Raw genomic sequence first — 23,295 nt, 5'->3', positions numbered from 1 at the left:
ATCCCACGTCGCTCGCTACGGTCGCTCGTAACGGCTCGATCGGCCGGATCCAGCGGTGGCCAGCTGATCGTCGTCGACGAGCGCATCCAAGGTGCGTTTGGCGGTGCCCCGCGCTGTTCCGGTCAGCGCCTGCAGATCACCGGTCGTAATAGCGCTGAAGGTGTCGACCCAGTCCAAGGCCGCCGCGGACTGGTTTCCAATGTCCGTCGTCAGATAGGAGACGATCGGAAACGCGCTGTCTCCGTCGTACGCGGAGGCCAGCCGCCGACGAGCAGAGCCACCTAGAAGCCATGCCTTCTTGTGTTTGACGATCAGCGCCTCCGACTCGACGGTCGACTGCCGTGCTGCCTCGATCGCCACCCGCGCAGCCTCTGCGGACGACTGAAGCGCTTGCTGCACGCGAGCCGTCGTGACGAACGACGCATGCATCAGCTCGTACAGGATGATCGCGATGCGGTAGTCCTTCTGCCGCTCCGCAGGAGTGATGGCCCGGACACATTCCATCACCGGATAGACGGGACGCCCGCCGACCAGAGTGCACTCCACACGCGTGCCAGCGGCCTCGACGATCTCCGGCGGACGGTGCCCGATGGTGATCATCTCGCGATACATTCGGTCGACACCTACGCCTTGTTTGTCCACGAGCCCGAGGGCACGGAACAGATCTGCGAGCGCCGGGTACCGCGCCTCACGATTACTCAAGATGTTCGAAGCCGTGACCTCTCCGGGAAAGCCTCCTGGGCTCGAGACGACAAGCATACTGTCGGCCTCGAACCAACGGACTTCCGTGGGCTCCGATCGATTCCAATCACGGTGCACCACGCCATTGAGCAGCGCCTCACGTACCGACAGCTCCGGAATACGGCGCAACGCCTCATGCCGGATGCCCCGCTCGATCGTAATCGACGTATTGACTGCCGCGACCACTCTCTCCGTCTCGGCCAGCTGCTCGAGAAGTGAAGTCTCGGCCCGCGGGGCGGCACGGTTCGTCACCGATCCTCCCGGAACGTCGAACTCGGTGAACTCGATGATGATTCGGTCCATCGGGGCGACCAGCAATGCTCCCGCCTGGGTCAGCGCTCCGTCCGACCGCAGTGCACCGAGTCGGCGAAGAAGTTCCTCATCGGTCCCGTCGCCGGTGCCCGGATAACTTCGAATCACCTCCATCGCGCCGGCCCGAACATCGTCCATCGTTCGATGGGACGGTGCAGCCATCGGGTCCGCGTGCGATGCTCGCTCCCTGTGCTCCCACCACTCCGATCGATCGACCGGCGAACAAGCGTCCCCGACACGCCAGCGAATACGACCGCCGGTGTCCTCTACTGGTTCACGCGCCTCGGCCACGTACACCGCCAGCAGGCGGTGCCCCTCTACTGTCTCGATCTGGATATCCGGCGCCACACCGACTTTCGCGAAGATCGTGTCCCTCAGCCAGTCGACGTCGAGCTCGGTCCCAATGATCTCCCCAGTCCCGTCCTCAACGCCGTAGACCAGAGCACCGCCGCCCGGCGAGTTGGCCATGCATGCGACCTCGTCGCCGAGCGCAACCGCAGCGGCGGGATTCTTCGACAGCCCCGGATCGATCTCTCCCCGCCCACTGCGCCGTCCGGCCTCCTCCTTGAAGTCGACCGACTGAGTCTCCTTCGTCGAGCGAATGCGACCGTCGACGGCCGACGCGAGCAGCCCGGCGACGGTCTGCTCCAGTTCACGTCGACGGTCGACACCGGTGATGTACACGGCGACACCTCCCCCATCTGGGGATTGTTAGATTAAGACATCTCTAATCTAACAAGGATCTGGCCAATGGGCTGAACCGTGTGAGATTCCGGGTCGCTCGCTACGGAACGACGTTCACCATGCGCCCGGGCACGTAGATCACCTTGCGCGGCTCGCCGTCGAGCAACGCAGCGATCTTCTCGTCCGCGAGCGCCGCGGCGACGACGGTCGCTTCGTCCGCGTCGGCAGCGACCGTGATGCGGCTGCGGACCTTGCCCTTGACCTGGACGGGGATCTCGACGGAGTCCTCGACGAGGTACTGCGCGTCGACCTCCGGGAACGGACCGTGCGCGAGGGAGCCGTCGTGGCCGAGGCGGCTCCACAGCTCCTCGGACAGATGCGGCGCCAGGGGAGCTAGCATCAGCACCACGGCCTCGACGGCGGAGCGCGGAGCGCCGTCCGGGCACGTCTTGGTGAGATGGTTCGTCAGCTCGATGAGCTTGGCGACGGCGGTGTTGGTGCGCAGGTTCGCGAAGTCGTCGCGCACGCCCTCGGCGGTGCGGTGCACGACCTTGAGGGTGTCGACCGACGGCTCATCGTCGGTGACGCGGACCGCACCCGACTCCTCGTCGACCACCAGACGCCACACACGCTGCAAGAAGCGTTGGGAGCCGACGACGTCCTTGGTCGCCCACGGACGCGACTGGTCGAGCGGACCCATCGACATCTCGTAGACGCGGAGGGTGTCGGCGCCGTAGTCGCGGCAGATGTCGTCGGGAGCGACGGAGTTCTTGAGCGACTTGCCCATCTTCCCGTACTCCTGGAACACCTCGTCGTCGCCCAGGTAGAACTTCCCGTCGCGCTCGACGACGTCTTCGGCCGGCACGTACACGCCGCGCGAGTCGGTGTAGGCGAACGCCTGGATCATGCCCTGGTTGAACAGGCGACGGTACGGTTCGACGCTGCTGACGTAGCCGAGGTCGAACAGCACCTTGTGCCAGAACCGCGAGTACAGCAGGTGCAGCACCGCGTGCTCCATACCGCCGATGTACAGGTCCAGGCCGCCCGGATCGTTCGCTCCGTGCAGGGCCGGACGCGGACCCATCCAGTACGCCTCGTTCTCGGGAGCGCACAGGGCGTCGTCGTTCGTCGGGTCGATGTAGCGCAGCTGGTACCAGGAACTGCCCGCCCACTGCGGCATCACGTTGGTGTCGCGGGTGTACGTCTGCACTCCGTCGCCCAGGTCGAGGTCGACGGTGACCCACTCGGTGGCCTTGGCCAGCGGGGGAGACGGCTCGCTGTCGGCGTCGTCCGGATCGAAGGCGACGGGCGCGTAGTCGGCCACCTCCGGCAGTTCGATCGGCAACATCGACTCCGGCAGCGCATGTGGTGCGCCGTCGGCGTCGTACACGATCGGGAACGGCTCGCCCCAGTAGCGCTGGCGGGCGAACAGCCAGTCGCGCAGCTTGTACTGGATCGTCCCGGTGCCGGTGCCGTCGGCTTCGAGACGCTCGATGATCGCGGCCTTGGCGGCGGCGACGTCGAGACCATTGAGGAACTCGGAGTTCACCAGCGGTCCGTCGCCGGTGTACGCGGCCTCGGCGATGCCCTCGTCCGAGCCGATCACCTCGAGCAGCGGCAGGCCGAAGGCGGTGGCGAACTCGTAGTCGCGGGTGTCGTGGGCGGGCACGGCCATGATGGCGCCGGTGCCGTAACCGATGAGCACGTAGTCGGCGATGAACACCGGGACCTGCGCGCCGTTGACCGGATTGGTCGCGTACGCGCCGGTGAAGACGCCGGTCTTCTCCTTGTTCTCCTGGCGCTCCAGGTCGCTCTTGGCGGCGATCGACGCACGGTAGGCCGCGACGGCGGCCTTCGGAGAGCTCTCGCCACCCGTCCAGCGGGGGTCGACGTCCGCCGGCCACGCGTCGGCGACGAGCCGGTCGACCAGATCGTGCTCGGGTGCCAGGACCATGTAGCTCGCGCCGAACAGGGTGTCCGGGCGGGTGGTGAAGACTTCGACGTCGCCGACGGCGGTCGCGAACTTCACCTGGGCGCCGCGCGAACGACCTATCCAATTGCGCTGCATCGTCTTGACCTTCTCCGGCCAGTCGAGCAGGTCCAGGTCGTCGAGCAGGCGATCGGAGTACGCGGTGATTCGCATCATCCACTGCCGCAGGTTCTTCCGGAACACCGGGAAGTTGCCGCGTTCGGACTTGCCGTCCGCGGTGACCTCCTCGTTGGCCAGCACGGTGCCCAGCCCCGGGCACCAGTTGACCAGCGAGTTGCTCAGGTAGACCAGGCGGTAGCCGTCGAGGATCTCGCCGCGTTCGGCGGCCGACAGCTCGGCCCATGCGCGGCCGTCGTCGAGTGTGCGTGCGCCCGAGGCGAACTCGTCGACGAGCTCGGAGATCCGGCGCGCCTTACCGGCATCGGCGTCGAACCAGGAGTTGTAGATCTGCAGGAAGATCCACTGCGTCCACCGATAGAACTCGACGTCGGTGGTGGCGACGCGGCGCCGTTCATCGTGACCGAGGCCGAGGCGCCGGATCTGCGCGAGATAGCGCTCGATGTTGGCCTCGGTGGTGCTGCGCGGGTGAGTGCCCGTCTGCACGGCGTACTGCTCTGCGGGCAGACCGAACGAGTCGAAGCCCATCGTGTGCAGGACGTTCTTGCCGGTCATCCGCTGGAATCGGGCGAAGACATCGGTGCCGATGAAGCCGAGCGGGTGCCCGACGTGCAGTCCCGAGCCCGACGGGTACGGGAACATGTCCTGCACGAACAGCTTGTCGGGGGCGTCGGCCTGAGGGCCGTCGAAGCCGCTGAAGTCACCGGCGAGGGGGCCGACCGGGTTCGGTGCGTGGAAGGTGCCGTCGGCACTCCAGCGCTCCTGCCAGCGCGACTCGATCTCACCGGCCGTGGCGGCGGTGTACCGATGACCGGGCACGGACTCGGCGGGACGGGACGAAGAATCAGCGGAGCTCACGCAACCAGGGTAAACGGCGCACGAGTCGGTGCCGAAACCGGAGGCTCACCGCTGCCGCATCGACCACGCGCCCGAGGACGATCAGCGCGCGCCGGCACCCGCCAGCTCTCCCGCCTGCCCGCGGTCGACGAGGCCCGCCGTGGTCGACAGCTTCTTGTCGCGCAGGAACAGTGACAGGACGAAGCCCACCGCGGCGATCGGGACCAGGAACCAGAACGTCGGCGCCATCGCGTCGGCGTACGCGTCGATGATCTCGTGGTAGAGGTTCGGGTCGGTGTTCTTGAGCGCACCGACCGACTCCGGCGTGAGGTCGGAGGCCGCCCCGGCCTTCGCCGCCGACGGCATCGAGTTCTTGAGGTCGTCGAGCTTGCCCGCCAGGCTCGTGGTGAACACGGTGCCGAACACGGATGTGCCGATCGCCGCACCGATCTCGCGGAGGAAGTTGTTCGTCGACGTCGCCGTTCCGACCTGGGCCGACGGGACGGCGTTCTGGACGGCGATGACGATGGTCTGCATCACCAGACCCATGCCGAAGCCCAGGACGAAGATCATCGCGCCGAACATCACCATCGAGATGTCGGCGGTGATGAATGTCAGCCAGGCGATGCCCGCGGTGGTGATGGCCAGACCGATGATCGGGTAGATCCGGTACCTGCCGGTCTTGGCGATCAGGAAACCGGAACCGATCGCGGTGATCATCAGACCTATCGTCATCGGCAGCATCAGCAGACCGGAGTCGGTCGGGTCGACGTCGTGCGCCATCTGCAGGAACGTCGGCAGGTAGGCCAGAGCGGCGAACATCGTGACGCCGACGACGAACGCGATGGCCGTCGACACCGAGAACACCCGGTCGCGGAACAGATGCAGGGGGATCAGCGGCTCGGCCACTCTGAGCTCGACGACGATGAACACGCCGAGGCAGACGACGGCGCCGATGAGCAGGGCCAGCAGCCACGGATCTGACCAGTCGTACTTCTCGCTCGAGACGATCGACGTCCACGACGTCACCAGGACGATGCCCGCCGTGGCGAGGGCCAGGAACAGTGTGCCGACGAAGTCGAACCGTTTGCCACTGCGCTGACGCGGAAGCTTGAGCGCGAAGAAGGCGATGATCAGCGCGATGGCGGCGATCGGCACGTTGAGCCAGAACGCCCAGCGCCAGCCCGGCCCCTGAGCGAACCAGCCGCCCAGCAGCGGTCCGAGGACCGCGGCGATGCCGAAGATCGCACCGATCGGACCCATGAACTTGCCGCGGTCGCGAGCCGAGACGATGTCGGCGATGATCGCCTGCGACAGGATCATCAGTCCGCCCGCACCCAGCCCCTGCAGGCTGCGGAAGATCACCAGTTCGGCGAACGATGTCGACAGCGCCGATCCGAGCGACCCGCAGAGGAAGATCCCGATGGAGATGAGGAACGGCCAACGTCGCCCGTAGAGGTCGCCGACTTTGCCGTACACCGGCATCACGATGGCGATCGCCACGAGGTAGGACGTGACGATCCAGCCTTCGTGGTCGACGGCGTCGAGGTCGCCGACGATGGTCGGGAGTTCGGTTCCGACGATGCTCTGATCCAGCGAGGACAGGAACATGGCGGCGACGAGCGCACTGAAGATGACGTAGACGACCTTGCGGTCGATCTGGGCCGGGGCCTCGTCGTCCGCATCGGTCCGGGTGGGGGAGGTCATCTGTGGAGGCTATCGATTACCGACATTCGATACGGATCGAATGAACCGCCCACCTGGGGGAGGCACAGTTCTTCGCCTCGATCGGGCACAGATGGCCACCTGATCGGCCGAATCTCAGAAGAGCGGTGGCGGCTCGTCCGCCTCGCGCCGCTCACGGAGGCGGCGGAGTCGGGCGCGTTCGCGACCGGCCTTGTCGCGGAGACAGTCCGCGCCGGTGGGCCCGGCTCGGCCCTGCTTGAGCGCGGGGAAGAGGTCGGCGCCGGTGAATCCGGTGCCGACGGTCAGTCGGCCTTCGGGGGAGACCAGAACGATGCGGCCGAGGTTGTCACGGTAGTCGCGCCAGTCGGTGAACGTCTTCACGCGGTGGTGAAGACGGCACAGGGGTGCCAGTCCGGCACGGGTGGTCCTCCCGCCGGCGGCGGGGTTCGCGTGGTCGAACTCCTGGAGGTGGTCCAGATCGGACTGCCACGCGGGGGCGTCGCATCCGGGCCAGGAGCACCAGAGGTCGCCGCAGCGGACGAGATCGGCCACTCGGGGAGAGGGCGTGTAGGTGAGCCCGTCCGGGGTCGCGGCGTCCGCGTGGACGTACGACCGCTTGGCCTCGGCGAGCAGCCCTCGCGCGGTCTCGGCGTCGACGACGCCGTGGCCGTCGATATAGGCGGGAGCGTCGTCGGCGCCGACGAGCGTGGACATGTTGACGACGATGTGGAACCAGCCGGCCGCGAGCGGAGCCGGGGCGGGAGTGGTCGGCCCGGGGGCCGCGACACACGCGTCGCACCCGCAGTCGAGGGTCGTGCCCTGCGCGAGAGCGACCACCGCATCGGCGCGCAGCTGCGCCTTGGTCCGCGGGTCGTCGGCGTGGACCGCGGCCGCGAGACCGTCGAGCGCGGCGTCGAAGGTCGCGCCGCCCTCGGTGGTGAGTCGACCGCTGACCCGGGACCGGCCCGGTACTCGACGGTCGGGCCGAACAGTGATTCCCCGATCCCGGGCGACGTTCTCCTTGCGGAGTTCGAGCGCCTCGGGGTCGACCGCTGCGATCGTGGCATCGACCATGGCGGCGAAGCGCTGGAACCCCATGGCCGGACGGGAGGCGATCGCCTCGGCGAGCGTCGCGTCGAAATCGACGATCTTCTCATCGGCAACGAGAGAGGCCTGTGAGACCACCGCGTCGAACCGGGGCTTGTCTATCCGCCCCGCGGCCAACAGCGCGCCGGTCTCCGGGAACCGGTACCGCAGCGCGTGGCCGGACTCGATGAGGCGTCGGGCGAGGCCGGGAGTGCAGTTGAACGCCGCGCCCAGTTGCGCGATCGCGCGCTCGTCGCCGGTCGGGCCGTACCGACTGAACGGATCCTCGCCGGCCGCGGCGCGGGCAGCCGCCTCGGTGAAGCCCGCGGCCGTGGCCTCGACCTGCTCGCGGTGGGCGGCCATGGCGACGAGGTACTCCTCCTCGCAGGCCTCCGCCAAGTGCGACGCGGTGGCCAGGATCGAATAGTCGGCCGCGGCACGGACGCCGCCGTAGTGGGCGAGGAGCGCCGCGAGATGGTCGGTGTCGCCGACCGCGTCCAGACCCCGGGCGGCGCCGGCGGCCGACGTGCCCTTCGCGAAGAGCAGGTCGACCCGGGATTCGAGCGCCGAATCGGTCGTGGGTTCGAATACTCTGTTACTCACGCCATAAGGATAGACCGAGGGTCCGACAGTTTCGGTTCACAGCGATCCGAGCGTTGCGACTCCGGCCGGCGGAGCGCCGTCGACCGTGCACCGCGACCTGCATCACTGCCGCATGACGACGATTCCCCACCGGCCGACCCGTCGTCGTACAGTGAGAGCCGTGCATATCCTGTCCATGGTCTCCGCAGTCATCGCACTCGTGCTCGCCGTCTTCTGGGCTTCTGTGGGCATTGGCGGACTGACCGGCCGTCTGGAGCGCAACCGCTGGTTCGGTGTCCGCTCGGCCGAGACCATGCGCTCGGCCGAAGCCTTCGCCCTCGGCAACAAGGTGGCTGCTCCCGGATTCTGCGCTGCCGCACTGGTTCTCCTGATCGGCGGCGTACTCGCCTTCGGCGGCGACCTCGGCTTCCTGTTCGGCTTCGGCGCCGTGCTCGTGAGCTTCGTGATCGTGTCGATCGTCGCGGGCATCGGCGTGCGGGTGGCCGCGACGGTCCCCGAGCCCGAGGATCAGGGCGGTTGCAGCGCGGACTGCTGCTCGGGCGGATCCGACGATCAGTCCGCCGACTCGTGCGGCACGTCCGCCCAGCCGGGGGATCCGGCCGCCGACTGCGGTACGTCCAGCTGTGGCTCCTGCGCGCTGCAGGGGATGTGCACCACCGAGCACGCAGCCGACGAAGCCGTCGACGCCGCGCGCTGACGTATGCGCAGACTCCTCGCGAACTCACCGATCGACGGATTCATCGTCTCGATCTTCCTGGCCGTCGTCGTCGCCGCGATCTTCCCCGCCGGGGGAGCCTTCGCCGACGTCATGGACTGGGTGGTCACCGCGCTCATCGCCCTGCTGTTCTTCCTGTACGGGACGCGGCTGTCCCCGCGCGAGGCCCTCGACGGTCTCACCCACTGGCGTCTGCACACCGTGATCCTCGCGTTCACATTCGTCCTGTTCCCCCTGATCGGGCTGGCGCTCCACCCCCTCCTGACGCATCTGATCGGCTCCGCCCTGGCCGACGGATTCCTCTACCTGACACTCGTGCCGTCGACCGTGCAGTCGTCGATCGCGTTCACCTCGATCGCCCGCGGCAACGTGCCGGGAGCCATCGTCAGTGCGTCGGCGTCGAATCTTCTCGGCGTCGTCGTGACACCGGCCCTGGTGGTCTTGCTGATGAGTACCGATGCGGGCGTGCATATCAGCGGCGAGTCGATCCTCGAGATCGTACTGAAGATCCTCGTCCCCTTCATCGTCGGGCAGATCGCTCGGCCGCTGGTCAATCCGTTCCTGGGCAAGCACGCCGAGTCCACCAAGCTCGTGGATCGCGGATCGATCGTGATGGTCGTCTACGTCGCCTTCAGCGAGGGTGTGAAGTCCGGCCTCTGGAGCAAGGTCGGCGTACTCGACGTGATACTGGTGATCATCGTGTCGACCCTGCTCATCGTGGTGATGCTGGTCGTCACCTGGTACGTGCCCAAACGTCTGGGATTCAGCCGCGAGGACATGATCGCCGTGCAGTTCTGCGGCACGAAGAAGAGTCTGACCACCGGGCTGCCGCTCGCCAGCGTCATGTTCGCCGGATCAGTGGTCGGCTTCATGGTGCTGCCGCTGATGATCTTCCATCAGCTCCAGCTGATCATCTGCGCGTGGATGGCGAACCGGTACCACCGTCAGGGCGAGCCGGTCGACGACGGCGTCTGACGGATCGCTCGCCACCGGCGGAAGATCAACAGCGCCAGAGCGAGAGCACCGACGCCGATCGCGACGATGAGCGCCACCTCCGCTCCGAGCGTCTCGCCGACCACGTAGGACACCATCAGAACCGTGGCAGTCCACGAGACGCCCCCGATCGCACTGGCCAGGACGAACCGTCGGTACGGCATCCTCCGGGCACCGGCCACCAGCGGGCTCACGCTGCGCACGAAGCCGACCCAGCGGGCACCGGCCACCGCGATCACCGCGTCACCGCCACTCGGCGCGTTATGGCCGGAACGGATCGCGCGCCGGGCCAGCTTGCGTCCCAGCTTGGACGCTCCGAGACGCGGTCCGAGACCACGGCCGACCAGGTATCCGGTGGAATCCCCGGCGACCGCCGCCAACCCGCAACCCACGACGAGGATCCAGATGTGCGGAGTGCCGACCGCCGCCAACACGCCCGCCGCGATCAGTATCGCCTCACTCGGCGCGACGAGGCCGACCAGGATCACGGCCGTCTCGAGGAACACCACGCCGATGGCTATGAGATAGACCGCCCATGCGGGAACCGCTTCGATCAGCGAGGTCAGCTGACCGGTCAAAGCATCCATGTGTCAACTAACCGCCGTGTGCTCAATTGTCGTCCGGTCGAAGCGGATACGTCGACAGCAGCGGTAACGGCCACGGTTGCCGCGACAGCACCTGTTGCCACACGTCCACCGATGGCTCCGACAGCAGATCCGTCGGCAGTCCGGGTGCGACGATCCAGCTGTTGTCGGCGAGCTCCTCGTCGAGTTGACCGGGTTCCCATCCCGCGTACCCGGCGAAGATGCGGACGCCGGCGAGCACCTCCGCCATCTGGTCGGGGTCCGCATCGAGATCGACCATCGCGACCGGCCCGAGGACCTGGTGGAGCTTGGGCTGGTCGGCCACCACCACGCCGCTCTTCGCGACCCCCAGGCACAACGCCGACGACGTGCCCACCGGCCCGCCGACGAACACCGCGCGGGGGCTCGCCGCGAGATCCGCCCACCGGGGGAGGATGTTGTAGACGGCCGCGTCGCTCATCCGGTTCAGGACCACACCGAGGGTGCCCTGCTCGTCGTGTTCGATGATGTAGACGACGGTCCGCGCGAAGGCCGGAGCCGACAGCGCCGTCGACGCGATCAGGAGCGACCCGGGAGCCACCTCGGGTGCATCGTCTGCGAATTCACCGTCGGACACCACTTCATCATGTCATCACCGACGCCCGGAGACGACCGCGCGGGTCGCGATCATCGCGGAACTGTGAGGTGCATCTGTACTCACCGGTACCACAGAAACGGTCGGTAGGCTCGATCGGTGAGCTTCTGGACGCAGGTCAAGAGTCCCGGCCTGCTTCGTCTTCTGAGCGTCCGGGTGCTCAGTCAGATCAGCGACGGCGCATTTCAGGCGGCGCTCGCATTCTCCATTCTGTTCAATCCCGATCGCCACACCGATCCGCTTGCCGTGGCGGGCGGATTCGCCGTGCTCCTGCTCCCGTATTCGGTGCTCGGCCCGTTCACCGGCGCACTCCTCGACCACTGGGATCGACGACGGGTGCTGGTCTGGGTCAATGTGCTGCGAGCCGTGGCGGTGCTCGGCGTGGCGATCGCCACGAGTTCGGGGGCGCCCGACACCGTCGTCCTGCTCGCCGCCCTGCTCGTGACCGGGTGCAGCCGCTTCGTGGCGTCCGGACTGTCGGCCGGTCTGCCCCACGTGGCGTCGCAGTCGGTGATCATCGAGGTCAATGCCGTCTTCACGACCCTCGGCGCGGCGATGCTGGCCGTCGGAGCGGGGGTGTCGGCGCTGCTGCGCGTGCTCTTCGGCGCCGATAACGGCGGGTCGGGCGCGACGCTCGTGGCCGGATCCGTGTTCGCGGCGTGCTCGGGTCTGATCGCGGCGACGTTCGCCGCCCGACGACTCGGGCCGGACAGACCAGACGGTTCCGGCCATTCGGCGGTGTACTCGCTCGGCCGGGGCCTCGCGCACGGGGTGCGGGCCGTCGCCGCGCATCCGAGCGTCGGCGTCGCTCTCGGCGCCATCGGGGTGCACCGGCTCGTCTTCGGCATGAACACGTTGATGCTGTTCATGGTGGTGCGCCGGATGGACCTCGGACCGCCGCTGGGCACGGGTGTTCCGGCGATCGCCGCGATCGGCGGCGCCGTGGCCGTCGGCGCGCTGGCGGCCGCGGTCGCCACCCCCTGGTCGGTTCATCGGTTCGGGCGACGGACCACGATCGGCGGCGCGCTCATCGGCGGCGCGGCGGCCGAAGCGCTTGTCGGCACCCTCACCTCGTACACGGTGCTGATCGCGGCCGTCGTCCTCGGCCTCGTCGGGCAGACGGTGAAACTGTGCGGCGACGTCGCGATGCAGTGCGACGTGCCCGACTCGTATCGCGGCCAGGTGTTCGCCGTTCAGGACGCCCTGTTCAACTCCGCCTATGTGGCCGCCATGTTCGTCGCGGCCTTCTCCATCCCCGCCGACGGATTCTCGATCCCGATCGTCGTCGCGGGCAGCGCGATCTATCTAGTGGGTGCTCTGCTGATCAGACGCGTCGACGCGACCGTCGTCGAAGGCCCGGACCGAGCGACGGTGGAGCGGGAGCAGGCGCAGGTGTGAGGGATCAGGACATCGGTCGATGCTCGTCGGCGTAACCGTCGCCGTCGGTGTCGAGCAGGACCGTGTCCGGCACACCGTCGCCGTCGACGTCCAGGAACGATTCGTGCGGGCGACCCTCCGACGCCGGGACCGGGTCGTCCGCGTCGACGGGGAGTTCCCATAGACCGGATCCCCCGTCGACGAAGCACGTCTCGGCGACGCCGTCGTCGTCGAGATCGAGGGCCGACCGGTCGGCGACGCCGTCACCGTCGGAATCCCACATCGCGTCGTCGGCCCGGCCGTCTCCGTCAAAGTCGAGGGACACCGCATCGAGCACACCGTCGCCGTCCAGATCCAGGTCGACGGACGACCGCCACGTCGAGACGTCACCGTCACCGGTCCCGAAGCCGTACTCGATAACCCCGTCCATACTCGGTTAGACGCGGGCGGCGGCCGTCGGGTTCCACGACACGCCGGGACGCAGCGTCTGATCGCTTCAGTAGCCCATCGTGCGGATGGCGGTCGCGAGCGCGTCGAGCTGCTCGGGACGGACGTCCAGATGCGGGCTCACACGCAGATGCGGCTGGTCGGCGGCCAACGGTGCCCGCCACGAGTCCGCGGCCGTCACCAGGATCCCGGTCTCGAGAAGCTTGTCCCGCGCTGCCTCCAGATCGGAGAATCCCCAACCGGGCGGTGTCGCGAGCGTGACCAGGGCCGAAGCCTCCTCGACCGGCTCCATGACCTCCCAGCTGCCGATACCGCGCAGCCGTTCGCGAGTAATCCTGCCGATCGCGGCGAGCTCACGGAACACCTTCTGCTGGCCGATCGCGAGGACCTCGGCGACCGCCGCACCGAGCCCCAGCTGGCCCGCGATGAACGAGTCCGACGACTCGACCCGCACATCCGCGAGCGAATCGGCACGAACGGCCACGAAGCCGACTCCACGCGGACCGGTCAGCCACTTGCGCGACGTGCCGTACACGATGTCCGCACCGGTCACCGTCGGAACGTGACCGACCGACTGCGCCATGTCGACCACCACGGGAACCCCGGCGTTGTGCGAGACGGCGACGATCTCGGCCACCGGTTGCACCAGTCCGCTGGCCGACCCGATGTGGCAGATGTGGATGAAGTCCGGCTGCTCGAACTGCAGCATGTTCTCCAACGCGTCGACGTCGACGTGCCCGTACACGTCGGATTCGGGAAGCACCCGGACCGCGAAGTCGCGGTGCTCGAACTCGGCGAGATTCGGTCCGAACTCGTTCTTGGCCACCCACACCGTCGGCGACATCGGCAGTGTCCAGCTGTTGAGAAGCGCGCGCAGCGACGTCCGGGCGCTGTCGCGGAACGACAGCTCGTCCGGCGTGTGACCGATCAACGACGCGAGTGCCCGACGACCCGCGGCCAACGTGTCCGCCTGCTCGGCGGCGGCGACGTACGAACCCCGTTCCGCCTCGCGCTCAAGGTGTTTCGTGATCGTCTCGATGACGGCTCGTGACGATCGGCCGGCGGCGGCCGCATCCAGGTGGGCGAGCGACGGTTCCACGCGCGCGGCGTGCCACTGCTCGCCGAGTTCACTGCAGTACATGCGATAAATCTACCCGGGGCGACCGGAGGGGGCTCGACTCCGCTCGACCTGCGGAGCAGTCTCGGGTCAGCCCTCGCGCCGGGCCCACCACTGCTGCAACGCGGCCTCGGCGTCCTCGCGGGTCATCGGGCCGGCGTCCAGGCGGAGCTCCTTCAGGAAACGCCACGCCTCGCCGACGAGCGGCCCCGGCGGGAGCCCCAGGAGCTCCATGATCGCGTTACCGTCCAGATCGGGTCGAACCCGATCGAGGTCCTCGGCCTCCTTGAGCACGGTGATCCGGTGCTCCAGGTCGTCGTAGGTCTCCTGCAGCTTGCGAGCGCGACGCCGGTTGCGGGTGGTGCAGTCCGCCCGCACCAGCTTGTGCAGACGACCGAGGAGGGGACCGGCGTCGTTGACGTAGCGCCGCACGGCGGAGTCCGTCCATCGCCCGTCGCCGTAACCGTGGAAACGGAGATGCAGGAACACCAGCTGCGATACGTCATCGACGACGGCCTTCGGGTATTTGAGCGCGCGCATCCGCTTGCGGACCATCTTGGCGCCGACCACCTCGTGATGGTGGAAGCTGACACCGCCGCCGTCCTCGTGCCGCCGCGTCGCGGGCTTGCCGATGTCGTGCAGCAGGGCCGCCCAGCGCAGCACCAGGTCCGGCGAACGCGACTGGTCGGCGTCGACCGCCTCGTCGCCGGTCTCCGGATACGGCTCGCCGCGGCTGTCGAGCGCTTCGAGATCGATGGCCTGCTGCAGCACCGTCAACGAATGCTGATAGACGTCCTTGTGCTGATGGTGCTCGTCGATCGTCAGCTTCATACCCGGCACCTCCGGCAGGACACGGTCGGCCAGCCCCGTCTCGACGAGCAGGTCGACGCCCTCGATCGCATACTCACCGCAGATCATCTTGTCCAGCTCCACCCGGATCCGCTCGACGGTGATCCGGTCGATCTGGTCGACCATCGCGCGCGTCGCCTCGAGTACGCGCGGCGCCGGCGTGAAGCCGAGTTGAGCGACGAAGCGCACCCCGCGCAGCATCCGCAGCGGATCATCATTGAAGGAGTTCTCCGGCGCCGAGGGCGTGTCGATGACTCCGGCGAGCAGATCCGACAGACCGTCGAGCGGATCGCAGAACTCCTGTCGGCCGTCCGGATGCAGACGCACCGCCATGGCGTTGACGCGGAAGTCGCGCCGGATCAGATCGCCCTCGAGAGTGTCGCCGAAGCTGACGATCGGATTACGGCTCACCTGGTCGTACATGTCCGATCGGAAGGTGGTGATCTCCACCGTCTGGTCGGCGATCTGTGCGCTGACCGTCCCGAAGTCGATGCCGGTGTCCCACACCGCCGATGCGCTCGCGGCGAGGATCTCCGCGATCACCGTCGGGCGGGCATCGGTCGTGAAGTCCAGATCGTTGCTGAGCCGGCCGAGGACCGCGTCCCGAACTGAGCCTCCCACCAGGTACAACGCGTATCCGCGGTCGGCGAACCGCGCGGCCAGCGGGGTGAGTACATCGTCGAGCGCGCCCAACGTCTGCGCTGCGGAGGCGAGGAGACGGTTGCGGCGCTCGGCGCGCTGTTCGTCGCTCATCCGGCTGCTCTGCGCGCTGTCGGTCATGGGATAGAAGAGTACCGACTCGCCGTCGCGGCTTGCGCGGTCAGCCTGCCATGGCTAACGGACGGTAACGAACGGCTAGCATCGGAGTGTGTCCGCCGAACCATCGCTGCACCATACGGACGTCGCATCCGACGCTCCGGCAGCAGGCGATGCCGGAAAACCGGCGAAGAACGGCGGATCCGACCAACCGAACCGGAATCGGCGCAATCGTCGGGGCCGTCGCAGGCGCGGGCGCCGCTCGTCTCGCCCCGCCGAGACCGCCACGACCGACGACAAGCCGGACGCCGCACCCGCCGACACCACCCCGAAGCCGTCCGATCTGGCGAATCGCAATCGCCGCAAGACCGGCGGGAGCAACGGTGGCAACGGCAACCACCAGAAGTCGCCGTCGTCGACGCCGAACAATCAGCGCCGGGGCGGACGTCGTCCCGCCGACGGTGAGAACGCCCCGAAGCTGCGCACCGTCCGGGAGACGTCGGCCGGCGGACTGGTCCTCTCGGATCTGGACGCGCCGTTCGAGGACCTGCGCGCCGCGCTGATCGGCCGGGTGGACCGTCGCGGCCGCACCATGTGGTCGCTGCCCAAGGGCCACATCGAGACCGGGGAGACCGCCGAGCAGACGGCGATGCGCGAGGTGGCCGAGGAGACCGGCATCTCCGGGACCGTCGTCGCACCGCTCGGCAAGATCGACTACTGGTTCGTCAGCGACGGACGGCGCATCCACAAGACGGTGCACCATTACCTGCTGCGTTTCACCGGTGGCGAGCTGTCGGCCGAAGACTACGAGGTCAGCGAGGTCGCATGGGTGCCTCTCAGCGAACTCCCACGTAGGCTCACGTACTCTGACGAACGACGTCTCGCACGGATGGCCGAATCGGTGATCACCGACCTCCGGAGCGATCCGAAGCGGTTGGCTCAGTCGGAGGCCAACTGCATCCGTACCGAGCCGAACGACTATGAGAAAGCCGCAGCCGCCCGCAACCAACGCCGCAATGAGCCGCCGCCACCGGTCAAACCCCGGCGGCGCAGACGGCGACCGCGGCGACCGGCCAACGGTGACACCTGATCATGCGCGCCCCGGCGCGAGGATCACCGCGGTGGCGGCCGTCGTACTCCTCCTCGGTCTCGTGCTGGCCTTCGCCGGTGTCGGCCCGGCGGTCGCGGCGCCCGGCGACGCCCCGGACACCCACTACGCGTCCGTCGGTCTCACCGAAGTGACGCCGTCGACGGTGACGAGTTCGTCGGGTAGGACCGTGACGGTGCGGGGGCGCGTCACCAACACGTTCGATCGGCCGATCCACGATGTCATCGTTCGCCTGCAACGCGCCGGCGCGGTCACCTCGACCGATCTGCGGACGGTGCTCGGCGCCGACCCCTCCGTGTACGAGACGGCGACCGACTTCGAGAAGGTCGTATCCGATCTCGCACCCAAGCAGACCGCCGACTTCAGCATCGAGGTGCCGCTGTCGGCGGGCGGGCTGCAGATCGGACAAGCCGGTGTGTATCCGCTGCTGATCAACGTCAACGGCACCCCCGACTACGGCGGTCAGGCGCGTATCGCCGATTCGCGGACGATGCTTCCGGTCCTGTCCCTGCCCGCCGACCGGGCCCGCGCCACGCGGTGGGTCGAACCCGGCTCCGGAGGATCCGAGCAGCCGTTGCTCGGACGCGACGGCTCCGTCGCCGCGAACGACACGCGGCCCGCGGCGTTCACCTTCGTCTGGCCGCTGGCCGCTCCGCCGCAGCAGGCCGCGGGAACCCTCGGCGGCGAGACCGCCGACATCCGGCTGATCAGCGACGACCTGACCGATTCGTTGGAGGACGACGGTCGGCTCGGTCAGTCGCTGGAGGCATTGGAGACCGTAGCCGGGATCGACGACTCCGGCGCCGACGGACCCGACGAGAAGGTGCGGAACGCGATCTGCATCGCCGTCGACCCCGATCTGCTGACCACCGTCTCGTCGATGGCCACCGGGTACACGATCACCGACGATCCGGCCGACCCGGATGCGGCCACCGTCGACGGCGACGGCGAGTCGACCGCACGCCGATGGCTGCAACGTCTCACGCGGGTCGCATCGTCGATGTGCGTCACCGCGCTCCCCGGGGCGCAGGCCGGCCTGGACTCACTCGAACGCATCGGCAACGACACCCTGTCGAATATGGCGTTGAGCGGCGCGTACGACACCGTCGACGCGATTCTGGGCGTGCACAGCGTCCGTGGAATCACGCTGCCCGCCGTCGGAGCCGTCTCCGCCGACGCCCGCAAGCTCCTGGTGGGCCGGGACGGCTCGGACACCGCGGCCGTCATCACGACATCGGTCGAGTCCGACGGCGGGCCGCGCACCGGTTCGGCGCTCCTCGGCCGGTACACCTCCGGCGGGCTGCCCGTCCAGACGTACGATCCCGGCGTCAGCGCCGCTCTCGGCGGTCTCGGAGGACGGCCGGTGACACCGTCGTTCCTACCCGAGTGGCAGCGCACCGGCCTCACGGGAGAGTCCGAGGTGAGCCGTCGGCAGACCGCCGCGGCCTCCCTGGCGTTCCCGATGCTCGACGTGCCGTCGCCCACCGGCGACGACGACTCCGCGCCGACGAATGTGACCGGGCGCAGCGCGTTCACGATGGCCCCGACCTACTGGTCGCCGACCGCCGCCGATGCGCGCGCCCTCCTGGACACCGCGGGACTGATGGTGGCCTCCGGCGTCGCCGACCCCGTACCGCTCACCGATGTGGTGTCGGGGCTGCACCGAGCCGACCGATCCGCCGATCTCGTCGTTCCCGGCGACGTCGACCGGTTGACCGCCGAGGGCTACCCGTTGTCGTCCAAGGATCTGGTCGAGGTGCGCCGACAGCTGGAGCTGATCGATCGCCTCCAGGACTCGTTCGCGACGGGCCACGAGCTTCCGTTCACCCCTGCCGAGTACCTGAATCCGCTGCGCGCGGACATCCTGCGCGCGGTGTCGACGCCGTCGACGACCAATCGGGCGGTGGCGCTGGTGGAACGGCCGCAGCGGTTGACCGCGCTCGGTCTCACCCTGACGCACATGCAGCAGTCGGTGTCGCTGCTCGACCCGAGCGGTCGCTACACGCTGGCGTCCGAACGCAGCCCGCTGCTGCTGGTGGTCCGCAACGAACTGTCGCTGCCGATCATGGTGCGACTGGACATCACCGCACCCGAGGAGTTGAGCGTCGGCGACGGGGGAGTGTTGGAGATCCCGGCGCAGGGCACCCGCCAGCTCCAGTTGCCGACGCACGCGTCGAACTCGCAGCCGGCGACGGTGCGGATCGCCCTGGTCACCTCGAACGACGTACCGCTGAGCAGCCCGGTGGATCTGTCGGTGTACGCGAACGCTTACGGCAAACCGCTGTTCTGGATCACGATCGGCGCGGCTGTCATCCTGGTACTGCTGACCGCACGACGCCTGTGGCACAGATTCCGCGGCGAACCCGACCCCGCCGACGAGGACCGGCCCGAACCCGATGAACACGAACGTCACCTCGCCTCCACCGGCTACCAGCAACGACTGGCCGCCGAGCGCGTGACCGACACAGACGAACGCGAGCAGCCCGACCCCGGAGAGCGTGAATGACCACCGACCAGAAGCCCGAGCACCCGAAGGTCGAGACGCCGTCCGACGAGAGCGTGATGCGGACCGGCGGCTCCATCGCCATCGGCACTCTGACCAGTCGTATCACCGGGTTCATCCGCACCGTCCTGGTGCTGGCGATGCTCGGTACCGCGACCTCGTCGGCCTTCCAGGCCGCATACGTGCTGCCGGGCATGATCTCCGAGGTGCTCCTCGGCGCAGTGCTCACCGCGATCGTCATCCCGGTGCTGGTCCGCGCCGAATCGGAGGACGACGACGGCGGCGCCGACTTCATCAACCGCATCTTCACGCTCACCATCGTCGTGCTGGGGCTCGCGACGGTGATCGCCATCATCGCCGCACCGCTGCTCACCAGACTCAACGTGGGCGACGGCGCCGTGGTGAACCGCGACGTCACGACCGCCCTGGCGTACCTCCTGCTTCCCGAGGTCATGTTCTACGGGCTGACCGCCCTGTTCATCGCGATCCTCAACATGAAGGGCCTGTTCAAGCCGGGCGCGTGGGCGCCCGTGTTGAACAACATCGTGCAGATCGTGACCCTGGTCCTGTTCTTCGTGCTTCCGGGCGACATCACCCTGAACCCGGTCCGCATGTCCGATCCGAAACTGCTGGTCCTGGGCATCGGCACCACGTTCGGCGTCATCGCACAGGTGATGATCCTGCTGCCGTTCCTGCGCAAGGTCGGAGTCCGACTCCGCTGGAAGTGGGGCATCGACGCGCGGCTGCGGACCTTCGGCAACATGGCCGTCGCGATCATCGCCTATGTGCTCGTCCTACAGGTCGGTCTGATGATCACCTACCGGATCGCGGCCGGCGCGAGCGCAGGCGGAATCTCCGCGTACGCCACCCACTGGCAGCTGCTGCAGCTGCCCTACGGTGTGCTCGGTGTGACGATCCTGACCGCGATCATGCCGCGCATGTCGCGCAACGCCGCCGCCGACGACACCGAGGCCGTCGTCGACGACATGTCGCTGGCCACCCGTCTGACGATCGTCGCGCTAGTGCCGGTCGTCGCGTTCATGACATTCTTCGGACCGGCGATCGGCGTCGCGATCTTCAACTTCGGCAACTACAACGCCGACGCCGCATCCCAGGTCGGATCGGTGCTCGCATGGGGCGCGTTCACCCTCATCCCCTACGCGATGACACTGGTCCAGCTGCGCGTGTTCTACGCCCGCGAGGACGCGTGGACGCCGACCGTGATGGTCGTCGGAATCACCGCGGTGAAGGTCGGGGCGTCCTATCTCGGTCCAGTCCTGTTCGACGACCCGGAGATGGTCGTCCGGTGGCTGTCGCTCTCGAACGGTCTCGGCTATCTGGTGGGCGCGATAGTCGGACACCTCCTGCTGAAGAAGCGGCTCGGGGGCCGCGCGATGAGGAACGTGACCCGGCCCACCCTCATGACGCTCGGCATCTCGATCGCCATCGCCGGGGCGGTGTGGGGCATCTCCGAGCTGACCGGTTTCGCCCGCATGTCGACGCACGCCGGGAAGATCGGTTCGCTGGTCTATCTGATCATCGCCGGAGTGGTCTCACTCGGTGTGATCTACCTGCTGCTCGTGGCCGCGAAGATCCCCGAGATGGTCTCGATCAGCAACGCGGTGATGCGCATCGTCGGCCGTTTCGTGCCGAGGCTCGCGCCGCCGGTCATCGAAGGCGACGACCAGGATTCGCGCACCATGACGGTGCAGTTCCCGCGGGTCTCGTCGGAGGAGTCGTTCCCGTACGCTGGGCAGGTAGACGTCCGACGCCGCTTCGACCGGGGCACGGCCACCTGGCAGGAGTACTCCGCGTTCTCCGGGGGCGCCGCAGGCGAGACGGCGGTGATACCGGTGGTGCGAACCGGTCCCCCGCGTGGTCCCCAACGCCGTCCCGGACCGCCACAGCCGCCGCAAGGTTCCAGAGGAGTGCCGCCCATGACCGCATCCGGTTCCGACGACGAGGCCACGCGCCCGTCCACGGAACCGACGCGTGCGATGACTCAGGCTCCGCGCGGTCCCCGTCTGATCCCCGGCGCCGCGGTCGCCGGCGGTCGGTACCGGCTGCTCGAACCGCAGGGCGGCGCGCGCGGCCTCGCGTTCTGGCGCGCGAAGGACACGGGACTCGACCGCGAAGTGGGACTGACCTTCGTCGATCCCGATCAGAAGGCGCCCCCGGTGACGCCCGGCAGGAGAGATCCCGGCCGGGAGGGTCCGCAGGCCGTGCTGTATCGCACCCGCAGACTCGGCCAGCTCCACACCGCCGGTGTCGCCCGCGTCCTCGACGTGGTGCGCAGTGCATCCGGCGGCATCATCGTCACCGAGTGGATCCCCGGCTCCAGGCTCGCCGACGTGGCGGCCACCTCGCCGTCGGCGACCGGCGCCGCCCGCGCCGTCCGCGCACTCGCCGCCGGTGCCGAAGCCGCGCATCGAGCCGGCGCCGTCCTGTCGATCGACCACCCCGATCGCATCCGAGTCAGCACGACCGGCGACGCCGTCCTGGCGTTCCCGGCGATCATGCCCGACGACGACCGCCGCAGCGACGTGCGCGGTCTCGGGGCCGTCCTGTACGCGCTCCTGCTCGGCCGCTGGACCCTGGACGAGCCGACGGGCAAGAATCTGATCACCACGGCGATCACGACCGATCCGGTGGGCGGCATGGCCGTCGCCGAACCCGATCCGGCCGAGCCGACTCAGCCACGTGTGCCTCGCGACGTGGACGCGCGGATCCCGTTCGAGATCTCGGCGGTGGCCGCACGCGCGCTGGAAGGCGACCGCGGCATCCGGACCGCCGCCACCGTCCAGCATGTGCTCGATCAGGCGACGGTCGTCGATTTGAAGACCGATCTGCTGCCGCGCGTCGCCGACGCACCCGCTCCGGTGTCGGTCGCCCCGATCAGCCGATCGCGCAAGGAACGGTTGATGGGCGAGGGCGAGGCCGGGAAGAAGAACACCGCGCTGCTCGCGGGCGGTGGTCTGTTCATCCTGTTCGTCATCATCGCCGTCATCGTCGCCGCGACGAATCTGTTCGGTTCGTCGGACGAGGAGACCGATATCGATTCGATCCTGCCGGGCGAATCGACGAGTGCGCAGCAGACGCCGGACGGCGAGGACGCCGCGCCGATCACCGCGCGGTCGGTGAGCGTGCTCGACGTCTCCGATCAACCGGCCGACTCGACGGCCAACATCGGCCACGTTCTGACGGGTGAGGCCCCCGGTTGGAAGACCGATGTCTACCGCGGCTCCCCGGACTTCGCCGGACTCAAGAGCGGTCTGGGACTGGTGTTCCGGCTCAAGGAGCCCGGCGAGGTGCACTCGGTGAGCATCGAGACGCCTACTCCGGGATTCAACGTCGAACTGCGGACCTCCGATCAGGCTCAGCCGTCGAGTCTGGATGCGACCACCGAGGTCGGCAGCGGTTCGGTCGACGAGAAGACGAGTACCTTGACGGTCGACTCGCCGAAGAAGGCGCCGCACTTCATCGTGTGGCTCACCTCGTTGCCGGAGGGAAGCGGCGGATTCCAGGCCATCGTCAACCGGGTCACACTCCGCTGATGACGGCCGACGACGGTGCCGTCCTCTGCGACGACGGGCTGCGCCGAACCCCGTGGGGTGCGGCACCCGGGATGATGCGCGACTACTACGACGCCGAGTGGGGCCTGCCGGTGTCGGGGGAGTCCGCGCACTTCGAGCGCCTCAGCCTGGAGGGTTTCCAGGCCGGTTTGAGCTGGGCGACGATCCTGCGCAAGCGCGATGCCTTCCGCGAGCTGTTCGTCGACTTCGACGCCGACCGCGTCGCCGAGTTCGGAGCCGGCGACGTCGAACGGCTGATGGGCGACGCTCGAATCATCCGCAACCGCGCCAAGATCGAGGCCACGATCGGCAATGCGCGGGCGACGATCGCTCTACGCGACGAGGGCGGCCTCGAGGCGTTCCTGTGGTCGTTTAAACCCGCGGCCACGCCGCGACCGGCGACCATGGCCGACGTCCCGACCACCTCGCCGGAATCCGTCGCGCTCTCGAAGGCACTGCGCAAGAAGGGCTTCCGTTTCGTCGGCCCGACGACGATGTTCGCGCTCATGGAGGCTCTCGGCATCGTCGACACCCATGTGCTCGGATCGCATTGCCGAGGAGCGTCCGGAGTGTGGGAGAGCTGA

The 23,295-nt window shown here is 68.2% G+C and carries 16 protein-coding genes; 7 read left to right on the top strand and 9 right to left on the bottom strand.

Features of this window, described 5'->3' with window-relative positions:
* Window positions 1-15 precede the first annotated feature (15 nt).
* From BKA16_RS03455 to BKA16_RS03440, 4 genes are all read right to left on the bottom strand, one after another.
* Window positions 16-1,737, bottom strand: coding sequence for a DUF5635 domain-containing protein (locus BKA16_RS03455; RefSeq protein WP_343067267.1), 1,722 nt, complete (start codon window positions 1,735-1,737; stop codon window positions 16-18).
* 100 nt (window positions 1,738-1,837) lie between these two features.
* Window positions 1,838-4,702 carry a leucine--tRNA ligase gene (gene leuS / locus BKA16_RS03450; protein WP_183369360.1) on the bottom strand — a complete coding sequence of 955 codons (2,865 nt, stop codon included), beginning with the start codon at window positions 4,700-4,702 and terminating at the stop codon, window positions 1,838-1,840.
* A gap of 81 nt (window positions 4,703-4,783) precedes the next feature.
* Complete coding sequence (locus BKA16_RS03445) at window positions 4,784-6,388, bottom strand: MDR family MFS transporter (RefSeq protein WP_183369359.1); 1,605 nt, start codon at window positions 6,386-6,388, stop codon at window positions 4,784-4,786.
* A 114-nt stretch (window positions 6,389-6,502) separates the two neighbouring features.
* Window positions 6,503-8,056, bottom strand: a complete 1,554-nt coding sequence (locus BKA16_RS03440) for a DUF222 domain-containing protein (protein WP_183369358.1) — start codon at window positions 8,054-8,056, stop codon at window positions 6,503-6,505.
* A gap of 160 nt (window positions 8,057-8,216) precedes the next feature.
* On the opposite strand from BKA16_RS03440, the gene BKA16_RS03435 reads away from it, so the two are divergent.
* Together BKA16_RS03435 and BKA16_RS03430 are read left to right on the top strand one after the other, a co-directional pair.
* Entirely contained in the window at window positions 8,217-8,753 is a 537-nt protein-coding gene (locus BKA16_RS03435) for an SdpI family protein (protein WP_183369357.1), read from the top strand.
* 3 nt (window positions 8,754-8,756) lie between these two features.
* On the top strand, window positions 8,757-9,746 hold the full coding sequence (locus BKA16_RS03430) for a bile acid:sodium symporter family protein (RefSeq protein WP_183369356.1): 990 nt from the start codon (window positions 8,757-8,759) through the stop codon (window positions 9,744-9,746).
* Here the strand turns inward: BKA16_RS03430 and BKA16_RS03425 are convergent.
* Both BKA16_RS03425 and BKA16_RS03420 read right to left on the bottom strand, forming a co-directional pair.
* On the bottom strand, window positions 9,716-10,351 hold the full coding sequence (locus BKA16_RS03425) for a DedA family protein (protein WP_183369355.1): 636 nt from the start codon (window positions 10,349-10,351) through the stop codon (window positions 9,716-9,718). The two genes, BKA16_RS03430 and BKA16_RS03425, sit on opposite strands and share 31 nt — an antisense overlap.
* A gap of 22 nt (window positions 10,352-10,373) precedes the next feature.
* Window positions 10,374-10,967 (bottom strand): YqgE/AlgH family protein, encoded by a 594-nt coding sequence (locus tag BKA16_RS03420; RefSeq protein WP_387996289.1) that lies wholly within the window; start codon window positions 10,965-10,967, stop codon window positions 10,374-10,376.
* Between the two features lie 114 nt (window positions 10,968-11,081).
* Between BKA16_RS03420 and BKA16_RS03415 the strand changes: the two genes are divergently transcribed.
* The gene (locus BKA16_RS03415; RefSeq protein ID WP_183369353.1) at window positions 11,082-12,380 is read left to right on the top strand and encodes an MFS transporter; all 1,299 of its coding nucleotides are present in this window, start codon (window positions 11,082-11,084) and stop codon (window positions 12,378-12,380) included.
* A gap of 4 nt (window positions 12,381-12,384) precedes the next feature.
* On the opposite strand, the gene BKA16_RS03410 is transcribed toward BKA16_RS03415, so the two are convergent.
* The 3 genes from BKA16_RS03410 to BKA16_RS03400 all read right to left on the bottom strand — a co-directional run bounded on the left by BKA16_RS03410 (window position 12,385) and on the right by BKA16_RS03400 (window position 15,552).
* A complete protein-coding gene (locus BKA16_RS03410) occupies window positions 12,385-12,777 on the bottom strand; it encodes a hypothetical protein (protein WP_183372870.1) in 393 nt (130 codons plus the stop codon).
* 78 nt (window positions 12,778-12,855) lie between these two features.
* Window positions 12,856-13,947, bottom strand: coding sequence for an aminotransferase class V-fold PLP-dependent enzyme (locus BKA16_RS03405; RefSeq protein ID WP_183369352.1), 1,092 nt, complete (start codon window positions 13,945-13,947; stop codon window positions 12,856-12,858).
* A 66-nt stretch (window positions 13,948-14,013) separates the two neighbouring features.
* Entirely contained in the window at window positions 14,014-15,552 is a 1,539-nt protein-coding gene (locus BKA16_RS03400) for a CCA tRNA nucleotidyltransferase (protein ID WP_246371629.1), read from the bottom strand.
* Between the two features lie 88 nt (window positions 15,553-15,640).
* Here BKA16_RS03400 and BKA16_RS03395 point away from each other — a divergent pair, with 88 nt between their 5' ends.
* The 4 genes from BKA16_RS03395 to BKA16_RS03380 are packed head-to-tail and all read left to right on the top strand — an operon-like array spanning window position 15,641 to window position 23,295.
* The gene (locus tag BKA16_RS03395; RefSeq protein ID WP_183369351.1) at window positions 15,641-16,618 is read left to right on the top strand and encodes an NUDIX domain-containing protein; all 978 of its coding nucleotides are present in this window, start codon (window positions 15,641-15,643) and stop codon (window positions 16,616-16,618) included.
* A gap of 31 nt (window positions 16,619-16,649) precedes the next feature.
* A complete protein-coding gene (locus BKA16_RS03390) occupies window positions 16,650-19,142 on the top strand; it encodes a DUF6049 family protein (RefSeq protein WP_343067266.1) in 2,493 nt (830 codons plus the stop codon).
* Window positions 19,139-22,693, top strand: coding sequence for a murein biosynthesis integral membrane protein MurJ (gene murJ / locus BKA16_RS03385; protein ID WP_183369349.1), 3,555 nt, complete (start codon window positions 19,139-19,141; stop codon window positions 22,691-22,693). Before BKA16_RS03390 ends, murJ begins: the two co-directional genes overlap by 4 nt.
* Window positions 22,693-23,295 carry a DNA-3-methyladenine glycosylase I gene (locus tag BKA16_RS03380; protein ID WP_183369348.1) on the top strand — a complete coding sequence of 201 codons (603 nt, stop codon included), beginning with the start codon at window positions 22,693-22,695 and terminating at the stop codon, window positions 23,293-23,295. Before murJ ends, BKA16_RS03380 begins: the two co-directional genes overlap by 1 nt.

It is taken from the genome of Gordonia humi, assembly GCF_014197435.1.
Lineage (GTDB): Bacteria > Actinomycetota > Actinomycetes > Mycobacteriales > Mycobacteriaceae > Gordonia > Gordonia humi.
The sequence above is the reverse complement of the archived record's forward strand: the minus strand, read 5'-3'. Positions and strand labels throughout refer to the sequence as shown.